Annotated in this window: 11 protein-coding genes; 1 reads left to right on the plus strand and 10 read right to left on the minus strand. The window is 72.6% G+C overall.

Going from position 1 to position 12,681, the window contains the following annotated elements:
* The 4 genes from ACFQQI_RS23440 to ACFQQI_RS23455 all read right to left on the minus strand — a co-directional run bounded on the left by ACFQQI_RS23440 (window position 1) and on the right by ACFQQI_RS23455 (window position 4,845).
* The gene (locus tag ACFQQI_RS23440; protein WP_378569017.1) at window positions 1-1,467 is read right to left on the minus strand and encodes a class I adenylate-forming enzyme family protein; all 1,467 of its coding nucleotides are present in this window, start codon (window positions 1,465-1,467) and stop codon (window positions 1-3) included.
* Window positions 1,468-1,571: 104 nt separating this feature from the next.
* Entirely contained in the window at window positions 1,572-2,261 is a 690-nt protein-coding gene (locus ACFQQI_RS23445) for an SDR family NAD(P)-dependent oxidoreductase (RefSeq protein WP_378569018.1), read from the minus strand.
* Complete coding sequence (locus tag ACFQQI_RS23450; RefSeq protein WP_378569019.1) at window positions 2,258-3,865, minus strand: flavin-containing monooxygenase; 1,608 nt, start codon at window positions 3,863-3,865, stop codon at window positions 2,258-2,260. Before ACFQQI_RS23450 ends, ACFQQI_RS23445 begins: the two co-directional genes overlap by 4 nt.
* Window positions 3,862-4,845 carry an alpha/beta hydrolase gene (locus tag ACFQQI_RS23455; protein ID WP_378569020.1) on the minus strand — a complete coding sequence of 328 codons (984 nt, stop codon included), beginning with the start codon at window positions 4,843-4,845 and terminating at the stop codon, window positions 3,862-3,864. The genes ACFQQI_RS23450 and ACFQQI_RS23455 overlap by 4 nt, the downstream gene beginning before the upstream one ends.
* Window positions 4,846-4,991: 146 nt before the next feature.
* On the opposite strand from ACFQQI_RS23455, the gene ACFQQI_RS23460 reads away from it, so the two are divergent.
* Window positions 4,992-5,636 (plus strand): helix-turn-helix transcriptional regulator, encoded by a 645-nt coding sequence (locus ACFQQI_RS23460; RefSeq protein ID WP_378569021.1) that lies wholly within the window; start codon window positions 4,992-4,994, stop codon window positions 5,634-5,636.
* On the opposite strand, the gene ACFQQI_RS23465 is transcribed toward ACFQQI_RS23460, so the two are convergent.
* The 6 genes from ACFQQI_RS23465 to ACFQQI_RS23490 all read right to left on the minus strand — a co-directional run bounded on the left by ACFQQI_RS23465 (window position 5,633) and on the right by ACFQQI_RS23490 (window position 12,634).
* Complete coding sequence (locus ACFQQI_RS23465) at window positions 5,633-7,327, minus strand: AMP-binding protein (protein WP_378569022.1); 1,695 nt, start codon at window positions 7,325-7,327, stop codon at window positions 5,633-5,635. The two genes, ACFQQI_RS23460 and ACFQQI_RS23465, sit on opposite strands and share 4 nt — an antisense overlap.
* Entirely contained in the window at window positions 7,324-8,310 is a 987-nt protein-coding gene (locus ACFQQI_RS23470; protein ID WP_378569023.1) for an ABC transporter ATP-binding protein, read from the minus strand. The genes ACFQQI_RS23465 and ACFQQI_RS23470 overlap by 4 nt, the downstream gene beginning before the upstream one ends.
* Window positions 8,310-9,371: an ABC transporter ATP-binding protein gene (locus tag ACFQQI_RS23475; protein ID WP_378569024.1), complete on the minus strand. Its 1,062-nt coding sequence runs from the start codon at window positions 9,369-9,371 to the stop codon at window positions 8,310-8,312. The genes ACFQQI_RS23470 and ACFQQI_RS23475 overlap by 1 nt, the downstream gene beginning before the upstream one ends.
* A gap of 19 nt (window positions 9,372-9,390) precedes the next feature.
* Window positions 9,391-10,488: an ABC transporter permease gene (locus ACFQQI_RS23480; RefSeq protein WP_378569025.1), complete on the minus strand. Its 1,098-nt coding sequence runs from the start codon at window positions 10,486-10,488 to the stop codon at window positions 9,391-9,393.
* The gene (locus tag ACFQQI_RS23485; protein WP_378569026.1) at window positions 10,481-11,437 is read right to left on the minus strand and encodes an ABC transporter permease; all 957 of its coding nucleotides are present in this window, start codon (window positions 11,435-11,437) and stop codon (window positions 10,481-10,483) included. The genes ACFQQI_RS23480 and ACFQQI_RS23485 overlap by 8 nt, the downstream gene beginning before the upstream one ends.
* Window positions 11,438-11,515: 78 nt before the next feature.
* Entirely contained in the window at window positions 11,516-12,634 is a 1,119-nt protein-coding gene (locus ACFQQI_RS23490; protein ID WP_378569027.1) for a zinc-binding dehydrogenase, read from the minus strand.
* Between the last annotated feature and the right edge of the window lie 47 nt (window positions 12,635-12,681).

Raw genomic sequence — 12,681 nt, forward strand, 5'->3', positions numbered from 1 at the left:
TCACCGGCTCGCCGTCCAGCGCTCCGCGAGCTCGCGCAGCGCCGACCGGGCCAGCTTGCCGGTGCTGGTCACCGGGAGATCGTCGACGACGTGGTAGTCCGACGGCACCTTGTACGCCGACAGCCGCTCGCGGACGAGCGCGTCCACGCGGCTCACATCGACGGTCGCGCCGCGCGGCACCACGAAGGCGACCAGCCGCTGCCCGCGGCGCCGGTCCGGCACGCCCGTCACCGCGACCTGGGCGACGTCGGGGTCGGCCGCCAGGACCGTCTCGACCTCGCCCGGGTGCACGTTGAAGCCCGAGACGATGACCATGTCGCTGCGCCGGCCGACGACGAGCAGCTGACCCTCCGCGTCGATGACGCCGAGGTCGCCGGTGTCGAACCAGCCGCCCGGCGGGTCGGTGGAGACCCCGTACGTGCGGGCGATGTTGTAGCCGCGGACGAGCACCCGTCCGGGGGCTCCGACGACGTCCTGCCCGAGCTCGTCGCGCACGACGACGTCGACGCCCGGGAGCGGGAGCATCGGCGCGCTGTCCCGCGCGACGTCCGTGGGCACGCGGGCCAGGGCGACCGTCCCGCACGTCTCGGTCATGCCGTAGCCGACGACGAGCTCGGGGATCGCGAGCGAGCGCGCGACGTCGACGAGCTCCCCGACCCGCACGACCTGTCCGCCGGCGATCGCCAGCCGGGCCGACGGCAGCGGGCCCGAGTCCTCGAGGTCGTGGTAGATCGTGGGCGGCCCGGCGAGCACGGTGAGCCGCTCGCGCCCCACGACCTCGGCGACGACCGCCCGGTCGTACGACGACAGCACCCGGATCATCGCGCCGCCCAGCATCGCGACCAGGAGCAGCCCGTTGAACCCGAAGGAGTGGGCCAGCGGGACCGCCACCAGGAACCGGTCGGTCTCCCGGATCGTCATCTGCTCGGCGAGCTCGGCGTACAGCCGCAGCAGCTGCTCGTGGGTCATCGGCACCGACTTCACGGCGCCCGTGGTGCCCGAGGTCGAGAGCACCAGCGCCGCGGCCGCTCCGTCGACGGACGCGGGTCGGGTACGACGAACGCCGGGCCGCGGACACGCCACGTCGGCCAGGGTCAGGCAGCGGACCCCGTCAGCCGCAGGCAGGGACGCGTCGTGCACGAGGACGACCGGGTCGAGCCCGGCGAGGACCCGACCCCGCTCGACCAGGGACGCGCCGTGGCCGACCGGCACCAGCGCCGCGCCGGCCAGCAGCGCGCCGAACGCGGCGACGACCCAGTCGGCGGAGTTGCGGGCCTGGAGGGCGACGCGGGCACCCGGCCGGACGCCGTGGGCGGTGAGCACGGCGGCGGCGTCGAGTGCCCGCTCGGCGAGCTCGGCGTAGGTCAGCACACCGTCGTCGTCGGCGACCGCGGGGCGCGCGGCGTGGGTGCGGGCGCGCTCCAGGCACAGCTCCGCCAGAGTCCGGACGTCCGGCCCCGGTCGCATGGGCGGATTCAAGCAGCCGGACCTGAGACCATCGGCACAGGTCCCGCTCAGCTGCACCACCTGGGGGCGGTGCAGCGTGGCCGGGCGGTGCCTCGTGAGGACGGTCAGGCCGTCGCACCTCCGTCGACGACGAAGTCGGCGCCGGTGCAGTAGCCGCTCGCGTCGCTGGCGAGGTAGGCGACCAGCCCGGCGACCTCGTCCGGCGTACCCCGCCGCGGCAGCGGCAGGTGGCTGAGGTCCATGGTGCTGCCGGCGATCATCGGGGTGTCGACCGAGCCGGGGCAGACGCAGTTGACGCGGATGCCGCGGGGGGCCAGCTCGCGGGCGGCCGACCTCGTCGCGCCGCGCAGCCCCCATTTCGAGGTGGCGTACGGCAGCGCGCCGGCGTGGCCGCGCAGGCCCGAGATCGAGGCGACGTTGACGATCGAGCCGCCGTCGGTCATCGCCGGCGCGACGGCCTGCATGCCGAAGACGGGTCCGAGCAGGTTGACGTCGAGGAGCGCCCGCAGGTCGTCCTCCGGCCAGGTGAGCAGGTCGCCGGTGCGGTAGACCCCGGCGTTGTTGACGAGCACGTCGACCCGGCCGTGCTGGGCGACGGCGGCCGCGACCACGCGGTCCCAGTCGGCCCGCGACGTCACGTCGTGGCGGTGCACCCCCTCGTCCTCGAGGACGTCGGTCGCGACGACGACGGCGCCCAGCCGGGCGAAGAGCGCGACCTCGGCGGCGCCCTGCCCGCGGGCGGCGCCGGTGACGATCGCGACCTTGCCGGCGAGGTCGACCAGCGGAGTGGTCATGAGCCCATCACGAACCCGGCGTACCCGAGGCTCTTCGCCTCGGCGCAGCGCGCGATGTAGGTGTGGAAGCCGCCGATGTACGGCATGAAGACCCGCGGCTTGCCCTCGATGTTGGCGCCCCGGTACCAGGAGTCCGCGCGGGAGAACAGCGTCCCGCCGGCCACCGCGTCGACGTGGTCGGTCCAGGTGCGCGCGGCGTCCGCCCGTGCCTCGACCGTGGTGTGGCCCTCCTCGCGGCAGTGGTCGACGAGATCGAGCAGCCAGTCGACCTGCTGCTCCGCGGCGAGCACCATGTTGGCCAGCACCGACGGGCTGCCGGGACCGGTGAGCACGAAGAGGTTGGGGAAGCCCGGCACCGAGACGCCGAGGAAGGTCAGCGGGCCGCCCGCCCACGCCTGCTCCATCGTGCCGCCGCGCGGGCCGCGGATGTCCATGCGGGTCATCGAGCCGGTCATCGCGTCGAACCCGGTGGCGAGCACCAGGATGTCGAGCTCGTACGACGAGTGCGCGGTCTTCACGCCCCAGCTGGTGATCGTGTCGATCGGGTCGCGGCGCAGGTTGACGAGCTCGACGTTGTCGCGGTTGTAGGTGTCGAAGTAACCGCTGTCGGTGCAGATCCGCTTGGTGCCGATGGGGTGGTCGTCGGGCAGCAGGTCGTCGGCGACGGCCTGGTCGCGGACGATCGAGCGGACCTTCTCCTCGACGAACTCGCGCGCCATGTCGTTGATCCGCAGGTCGATGGTCTGGTCGACGAACGTCTTCGCGAACAGCACGCCGCCCGCGCGCCAGCGCGCCTCGAAGGCCTGCTCGCGCTCCTCGTCGTCGACCTCCCACACCGAGCGGTGGTAGGGCTCGTGCGGCGACCCGGCGCCGCCGGCGAAGGACTTGGCGCGGCGCTCGCGGTAGGTGCGGCGCGCCTCGGCCTGGTCCTCCTCGGTCAGCGGCCGGTTGAACGCCGGCACCGAGTAGTTGGGGCTGCGCTGGAAGACGGTCAGGCTGGCTGCCGTCTCGGCGAGGATCGGGATCGACTGGATGCCCGACGAGCCGGTGCCGATGACGCCGACCCGCTTGTCGGTGACGTCGTACCCCTCCTCGGGCCACTGCGCGGTCATCAGCACGTCGCCGGCGAAGTCGTCGAGGCCCGCGATGTCCGGCCGGTTCGGCGCGGAGAGGCTGCCGGTCGCGCAGAAGAGCCACCGGCAGCGCACGACCGTGCCGGCGTCGGTGCGGACGGTCCAGGTGGCGGTGTCGTCGTCGAACTCGGCGCCGAGCACCCGCTCGCCGAACCGGAAGTGCCGGCGCAGGTCGTAGCGGTCGGTCACGTGCTCGAGGTAGGAGAGGATCTCGGGCTGGGTCGCGTACCGCTCCGACCACTCCCACTCCTGCTCGAGCTCGGGGTCGAAGGAGTAGCTGTAGTCGAGACTCTCGACGTCGCAGCGCGCACCGGGGTAGCGGTTCCAGTACCAGGTGCCGCCGGGGCCCGGCGCCGCCTCGATCCCGACGGTGCGGTGCCCGCGCTGGACCGCGCGGTGCACGGCGTACAGCCCGGCGAAGCCGGCGCCGATGACGACGACGTCCACCTCGGTCACGGACGGGTCGCTCATGCACTGCTCCTCTGGGTCGTGCGCTCGAGGAGCGCTGCGATGTCGCCCCACAGCAGGTCCCGCGCCGCGGCGGCCGGGCCGAACGGCCCGATCGTCACGAACCCGTGGAACAGCTCGGGGTAGTGGCGGTGGCGGACCGGTACGCCGGCCTCGCGCAGGGCCCGCACGTAGAGGCGGCCCTCGCTGTGGAGCGGGTCGCGGCCCGCGGTGACGACGACGGCCGGCGGCAGACCGGACAGGTCGGCGGCGCGCAGCGGCGCGACGTGCTCCGCCGGGTACGTCGCGTCGGCTGGCACGTCGGCCTCGCCGAGGTAGAGCCTCCAGTACCACTCCATCGCGGCCCGGGTGTTGAAGTGGCCCTCGCCGAAGTCGCGGTAGCCCTTGGAGTCGAAGTCCGGCTCGATGACGGGGTAGACCAGCACCTGCCCGGCGACCGCCGGGCCGCCGCGCTCCCGGGACATCAGGCAGACGGCGGCGGCGAGGTTGCCGCCGGCGCTGTCACCCGCGGTGAGGATCCGGTCGGCGTCGACCCCGAGGTCCTCCGCGTGCTCGGCGACCCAGGCGAGCGCGGCGTACGCGTCCTCGGCAGCGGCGGGCGCCCGGTGCTCGGGGGCGAGCCGGTAGTCGACGGAGACGACGACGGCCCCGGTGTGGCGGGCGACCCGGCGGCAGAAGCCGTCGTGGCTCTCGATGCTGCACAGCACGAAGCCGCCGCCGTGCAGGAAGACGATCGCCGGCCGCGGCGCCTGCTGGGCGTCCCGCGGGCGGTAGACCCGCACCCGGAGCGGACCGCCCGGACCGGCGATCTCCTGGTCCTCCGCGTCGGCGTCGTCGAGGTTGTCGACCGGCTGCGCGCGGGCGGCCACCAGGGCCCGGGCCTCCTGCCCACTCATCTCGTGGACCTTCGGGAAGCCCCCGTCGAGGACGGCCAGCATGTTCTGGACCTCGCCGGCCACGGCGTCGTGCACGTCGGTGCTCACGCTTCCCCCTTCGTTTCGCCTAGAAGTATTACTAACCGAAATACTACGTGAGAGCAAGCGGGATCCCGGCGGTGCTTGAAACCGTGACGACTCGACATGGTTCGGCTGGGAACATGACGGGCCACTCGAGGGGGTACGCTCCCGCCATGGCGAGCGACGAACCCCTCCCCAGCCTGCGTCCGACGAGCTGGGCCGTGCTCGGCCTGCTCTCGTTCGGGGAGGAGCTCTCCGGCTACGACCTGAAGAAGTGGGCCGACTGGAGCCTGCGGTTCTTCTACTGGGCCCCGTCGTACAGCCAGATCTACGGCGAGCTGCGCAAGCTCGAGGAGATCGGCTACGCCACCTCCCGCGTCGTCAACAAGGACGACGTCCGCGGCAAGCGGCTCTACACGATCACGCCCGAGGGCGAGGAGGCCGTCGCCCGCTGGGCCAGCGAGGCGCCGGTCGAGATGCCGGTGCTCAAGCACGGCGTCATGCTGCGCATGTGGCTCGGACACGCGAGCGACCCCGACCAGCTGCGCGCGATGCTGCTCGAGCACCGCGACCAGTCGGAGAAGATGCGGGCCCGCGCCGAGGCCGACGCCGAGGGCGCCTCCAAGGAGCCCGGCTGGGCCTACCCCGAGATGGTGCTCAACTGGGCCGAGCGCTACTACGCCGATGAGCGCGACCGCGCCGACACCATGCTCTCCGAGCTCGACGCCGTCCGCGCCAAGCAGCGCCGCAGCTCCGTCGCCAAGCGCTCCACCAAGGCCCGGCGTACCTCGGCGGACCTGCGCCAGCACCGGGCCTAGGCGACCGGCGCGTCCACCTGCGGCGCGGGCACCAGGTGAGCCCGGCCGTGCTCGGCGAACGCCTCCTCGAGGGCGGCCCGCGCAGAGGCGTCGAGCGCCACGTACTCCGCGGTGCGACCGACCCGCACGAAGACCGGGTCGTCCACGACCCACGCCTGCTGGCGCAGCGGCGACTTGTTGACCTTGTTGCTGCCCGTGAGCGGGATCCGGTCGACGAGCCGCACGTACGACGGCCACCACTTCGCGCCCATGTCGGCCTGCTCGTCGAGGAATCGGCCGAACGCGACGGGGTCGAAGTCGGCTCCCGGCGCGAGCTCCACGGCGCACATCACCCGGTCGCCGGTCGTCGGGTCCGGTACGGCGTACACCGGCGCGGACTCGATGGCCGGGAAGCGCTGGAGCACCCGCTCGACCTGGGCGGCCGCGAAGTTCTCGCTGTCGACGCGCAGCCAGTCGGCCGAGCGGCCCGCGAACCAGAACCAGCCGTCCTCGTCGCGGTAGGCGAGGTCGCCGGACCAGAAGTCGTCGCCGCGCACCCGCTCGGCCATCGCGCCGGGGTTGCGGTAGTAGCCCTCGAAGGTGTGCGCGAGGCCGACCGCGACCATCTGGCCGACCGCCGCCGGGTCGACGAGCCGGCCGGTGGCGTCGAACCGGGCCCGCGGGCACTCCTCGCCGGTCGCCTCGTCGAGGATCCGCACGTCGAGACCGCCGGCGGGCTTGCCCAATGACCCGGGGGGCGTGTCCGGCGTCCGGTTGATCCGGAAGACGCCCTCGCTGAGCCCGTAGCCCTCCTGCACCCGGCAGCCGAACCGCTCGCCGAACCGCGCGATGTCGGCCTCGGACGCCTCGGTGCCGTAGGCCAGCCGCAGCGTGCCCGACCGGTCGCGCGGGTCCTCCGGCGTGCTGAGCACGTAGGACAGCGCGCGCCCGACGTAGTTGACGTACGTCGCGCCGAAGCGGTGGACGTCGTCGGAGAAGCGGCTGACCGAGAAGCGGCGCACCATGCCGACCATCGCGCCGGTGGCGAACGCCGGCGCGAGGTTCATCATCACGGCGTTGCCGTGGAAGAGCGGCATGGCCAGGTAGGTCACGGAGTCGCGGGTCATCTCGACCCGGTCGACGATCGCGGGCGTCAGCCGGGCCAACCGGCCCTGCCCGACGATGACGGCCTTCGGGCGGCCGGTCGACCCGGAGCTGAAGAGCAGCATCGCGATGTCGTCGGGGCTCGGCGTCGCGGTCGGCAGCGGGGCGCCACGGTGCTCGGCGAGCAGGGCGGCGTACGCCGAGTCGTCGACGTCGAGCACCCGCTCGGACGGCACGCCGTGGTCGTGGCCGGCGACGAGGTGCATCAGCCGCGACTCGGTGACGATGAGGTCGATGTCGGCGTGCCGGATGTCGTCGGCGAGCTCCACTCCGCTGCGGCTGGAGTTGATGCCCACGACGACGGCTCCGGCCAGCGCGCCGGCGCCGATCCAGAAGACGAAGTCCGGCACGTTGTCGAGCAGTACGCCGACGTGCACCTGCCGGTCGGCCGGCCGCGGCACCAGCGCATCGAGGACGGCGACGCGGTCGGCGCTCTCCTGGACGACCTCGCCCCAGGTCCAGCTCCAGTCCTCGAACCGCAGCCCGGTCTTGTCGTCGCCCACGCGGGCGCGCACGATCTCGGCGAAGGTCTCCACGGGCGCGCTCACACGTCGGCGTGGTGGCACGCGACGTAGTGGCCGTCGCCGGCGGCGCGCAGCATCGGCTCCTCGGTGGCGCACACCTCGGTGGCCAGCGGGCAGCGGGTGCGGAACCGGCAGCCGGACGGCGGGTCCAGCGGCGACGGCAGCTCCGCCGACGTCGCGCGGATCGAGTCCTCGGTGCTCACGCCCGGCAGGTGGGCCTCGGGCACCGACTCCAGCAGCAGGCGGGTGTACGGGTGCGCGGCCGAGCTCGCCAGGTCGCCGGACGGCACGATCTCGCAGACCTTGCCGAGGTACATCACCATGATCCGGTCGCTGATGTTCTTCACGACCGCGAGGTCGTGGGCGATGAACACCATGCTGAGCCGGTAGCGCTTCTTGGTCTCCTCGAGCAGGTTGAGGATCTGCGCCTGCACCGACACGTCGAGGCTGGAGACCGGCTCGTCGCAGATCAGCAGCTCGGGGTCGAGCATCAGGGCGCGCGCGATGCACACGCGCTGGCACTGGCCGCCGGAGAGCTCGTGCGGCCGCCGGTCCCAGACCACGTCGGGGTCGAGGCCGACCGCGGTCAGCACCTCGCGGACCCGGTCGTCGTCGACCTTCTCGCCCCGCGTGCGCGGGCCCTCGGCGACCAGGTCCTTGACCCGGCGGCGCGGGTTCAGCGACGAGACCGGGTCCTGGAAGATCATCTGCATGCCCGCCCGGCGGGTGCGCAGCTCGCCGCGCGAGGCTCCGGTGAGCTCGACCCCCTGGAGCCGGACCTGGCCGGACGTCGGCGGCGGCAGCTGCATCAGCGCACGGCCGGCGCTGGACTTGCCGCAGCCGGACTCGCCGAGGATGCCGAGCGTCTCGCCGTCGATCACGTCGAAGCTGATGCCCGAGACCGCGTGGACGGTGCCGCCGCCCTTCGCGGGGAACTCGACGACGAGCTCGTCGACGCTGAGCACCTGGTCGGCCTCGCGCAGGTGCAGGCTTCCCGTGCCGGCCATCAGCGTCCTCCTGCGTCGTCGGTCTTCTCCAGGTCCAGGTGCACCGGGTGGTGGCAGGCGAACCGGTGGTCGGGCGCTCCCGGCGTTCCCTCGAGCACCGGGCTCGTCGTCACGCAGTCCTCCTGCGCGTAGCGGCACCGCGGCGCGAACCGGCAGCCCTGCGGCGGGCGCAGCATGTTGGGCGGCGCACCGTCGATCGCGTCGAGGCGCAGGTGCGGCGGCAGCTCCAGGCGCGGGATCGCGGCGAGCAGCGCCTCGGCGTACGGGTGGTGCGGCGCCCGGAAGAGCGTGTCGGCCTCGGCGGTCTCGACGATGCGGCCGGCGTACATCACGGCGACCCGGTCGGCACGGCCGGCGACGACACCGAGGTTGTGGCTGATCAGGATGACCGCCATCCCCAGCTCCTCCTGGAGCCGGTCGAGCAGGTCGAGGATCTGCCGCTGGACCGTGACGTCGAGCGCCGTCGTGGGCTCGTCGGCGATGAGCAGGTCGGGCTCGTTGGCGAGCGCCATCGCGATCACGACGCGCTGCCGCATGCCGCCCGACATCTCGTGCGGGAACTGGTCGATGCGCCGCTTCGGGTCGGGGATGCCGACCTGCACCAGCAGCTCGATCGCGCGGTCCCGCGCGGCCGACCGGCCGAGACCGCGGTGCTTGCGCAGGGTCTCGGTGAGGTGCGTGCCGATCTTCTTCACCGGGTTGAGCGCGGTCATCGGGTCCTGGAAGACCATGCCGATCCGGCCGCCCCACAGCTCGCGGAGCTGGCCGGCCGAGAGGCTGTGGACGTCCTGGCCGTCGAAGGAGACCCGGCCCTGGATCGTGGTGTTCGGGCCGGTCGTGTGCAGGCCCATGATCGTCCGGCCGAGCACGGACTTGCCGGAGCCGGACTCGCCGACGACGCCGAGCATCTCGCCGCGCGCGAGGGTGAGCGACACCCCGTCGACGGCGCGCAGGTCGCCGCGCGCGGTGTGGATCGTGGTCCGGAGGTCGTCGACGACGAGCAGCGGTCCGGCGGTGCCGGAGGCCGGTCGCTCGTCGAGGACGGCGGGTGCGTTGGTCATCGTGGCGGCTCCTCGGCGCTCACAGCTTCGCCGCCCGGGAGTCGAGGCGCTTGCGCGCCTTCTCCCCGAGCAGGTTGAACGAGAACACGGTCAGGAAGAGCACGGTGCCGGGCACGAGCACGATGTGCGGGTGCTCCTTGAACGCCTCGCCCTCGCCCTCGGCGATCATGTTGCCCCAGGAGGGGCTGGGCGCCTGGATGCCGAGGCCCAGGAAGCTCAGTGACGCCTCGGCCACGATCAGCACCGACACCATCACCATCGCGTACGACGCGAGCGGGAGCACGACGTTGGGCACGATCTCGCGCAGCATCACCCGCCAGCTCGAGGCGCCCATCGACTTCGCGGCGAGCACGAACTCGCGCTGGGTGAAGGTCAGCGTGTTCGCCCGCGCCATCCGGATCATGCTCGGCAGCGCGAGCAGCGAGAGCGCGAACGCGATGTTGTAGAGCGTCGGCTCGAGCACCGTGGCCAGCGCGATCAGCAGGATCAGCGGCGGTACGGCGAGCAGCGAGTTGGTCGAGACGCCGACGACGGCGTCGATCGCCTTCCGGAAGTAGCCCGCGATCACGCCGATCGTCCCGCCGATGATCATGCCGATCAGCACCGCGCCGATGGAGACCACGAGCGAGGCGCGCGCGCCGTACACGACGCGGGAGAGCAGGTCGAGGCCGAAGTTGTTGGTGCCGAGCGGGTACTCGCCGAGGAGGTCCGGCGGCACGTTGGCCGGGTTCATGATCGACTTGGTGAGGTCCTCGGACTCCCCGAGAGGCAGCAGCGGCGCGAAGACCGCCGCGAGCACGAGCACCACGAGCCAGGTGCCGCACAGCCAGGCGAGCAGGTCGAAGCCCATGCCGAAGCGGGCTCGGCCGAGCTCGCTCGCGCCGGCGTACGCGAAGGCGAGGCCGACCAGCACGACGACCAGCTGGACCCAGCCGTTGTCGCGGACGGCCCCGACGGCGACGCCGAAGACGACCGCGCCGACGACCAGGAGCAGCGCGCCGCGCCACCTCTTCGGTGTACGGCGCCGGGTGACGACCTCCGCGTCGGTGTGGAGCGTGGCCACCTCGACGTCGGCGCTGCCGACGTTGACGACCGGCCGCTCGACGGTCTCAGACATGGGCCCTCCGGATCCGCGGGTCGAGGTAGCCGTACGAGATGTCGATGACGGCGTTGACGACGACGTAGATGACAGCGATCACGAGCACCGCGCCCTGGACCATCACGAAGTCGCCCTTGCTGGCGGCACCGATGACGAGGCTGCCCATGCCGGGCAGCGCGAAGAGGTACTCGACGATGATCGTCGAGCCGATCAGGCGACCGAGGCTGATGCCCATCAGGGTCACCAGCGAGAACGACGAGGGCCGCAGCGCGTCGCTGAAGAGGATGTGCATGGTGCCCATGCCCTTCGCCTTCGCGGCCAGGATGAAGTCCTCGTTGAGCGTGCCGATGAGGTCGTTGCGCAGGATGCGCGTGAACATCGCGGTCTCCGCCAGCGCGATCGTGAGCGCGGGCAGGAACGCGTGGTAGAGGTTCTGCCCGAGACCCTCGCTGAGCCGTGCCCACTCGGCCCGCGGGAACCAGCCGAGCTGGTTGGCGAACACCATGATGATGATCAGTCCGGCGAGGAAGCTCGGGACCGAGAGGATGCCGAAGGTGCCGGCGCTGATCGCCCGGTCGAGCCGGCCGCCGGCGCGGTACGCCGAGATCATCGCCAGCGGCACCGAGAAGAGCAGCGCCATGCCCATGCCGAGCACGGCGAGCTCGACGCTGACGGGCAGCGCGGCCTGGATCCGCTCGGTGACATCGACGAACGGCGGCACGATCGAGGTGCCGAGGTTGCCCGAGAGCGCGTCGCCGAGCCAGTCGAGGTAGCGCTGGAAGACCGGGTCGTTCAACCCGAGCTCGGCGCGCACCGCGGCGTACTCCTCGGGTGCCCGCCCCTCCCCCAGGATCGACACGGCCGGGTCGCCCGGCATGAGCGACACGAGCATGAACGTGCCGAAGCTGACGATGAGCAGCACGATGACGAGCTCACCCAGGCGCTTCAGGACCGAACGCAGAGCCACGATTGCCCCTCCTTCCGGCGGAAGCCGATCAGGTCCGGCGTTGTGACTCCAGACACGATCCCGCCCAGCGGGAGTACTTCAGTCGAAGGTGACGACGGCACGGGCCGCTCCCCCGTCCCGCATCAGGTCGAAGCCCTGGGCGACGTCGTCCAGCGGCAGCCGGGTGGAGACCAGCGCGTCGAGCTCGAGGCGCTGCTGGGTGTAGAGGTCGGCGAGCATCGGGATGTCCTCGGCGAAGCGGTTCGACCCCATCAGCAGCCCCTGGACGCCCTTGGCCTGGGTGAGCACGTGCAGGCCCGGCAGCCGCAGCTCCTCGCCGACCGGCGGGATGCCGACCAGCCAGGCGATGCGGCCGGCCTTGAGCATCTGCACGGCCTGGACGGCGGTCGCCGACCGGCCGACGACGTCGAAGGCGTGGTCGACGCCCCCGCCGGTGAGCGCCTGCACCTCGGCGACCGCGCCGTCGCCGGCCACCACGGTGTCGGTGGCGCCGAACCGGCGGGCCAGCTCGAGCTTGGCGGGCTGTACGTCGACCGCGACGATCCGGCGGGCGCCGGCCAGCCGGGCGCCCTGGACGACGTTGAGCCCGACGCCGCCGACGCCGATGACGGCCACCGTCTCGCCGACCCGGACCTCGGCACCGCGCAGCGCCGCTCCGACGCCGGTGATCACGGCGCAGCCGAGCAGCGCCGCGCGGTCCGGGGGTACGTCGGCCGGCACCTCGACCACGGAGTTGCGGTGCAGCACGGTGCGGTCCACGAGGCCGCCGAGCCCGGCGACCTGGCCGACCGGCGTCCCGTCCGCGCGCTGGAGGCGGGGCCGCGGACGCTCCGAGCGACCGAGGTCGTTGCGGCGCGCGCAGAGCCACGAGCGACCGGCGCGGCACTCGGCGCACCGGCCGCAGAACATCGACAGGCACGCCACGACGTACGCACCGACCGCCAGGTCGTCGACGGCGGAGCCGACCGCCTCCACGATGCCCGCGACCTCGTGGCCCGGCACGGTCGGCAGCGGCGTCGGCAGCTCGGCGTCGAGCATGTGGAGGTCGCTGTGGCAGAGGCCGCAGGCGTGCACGCGCACGCGCACCTCGTGGGGCTCGAGCACGGCGTCGAGCAGCAGGTCCTCGATCACCGGCTTGCCCGGCGCCTCGGACAACACGGCTGCCCGGACCGGGATGCGGTCGTCGGTCGTCGTCATGCGTCTCCTCGGGGTCGCTTGCGCGATCAGCATATAACGATTAGTAA

Origin of the sequence: Nocardioides sp. GCM10030259 (genome assembly GCF_042666375.1) — a bacterium.
Lineage (GTDB): Bacteria > Actinomycetota > Actinomycetes > Propionibacteriales > Nocardioidaceae > Nocardioides.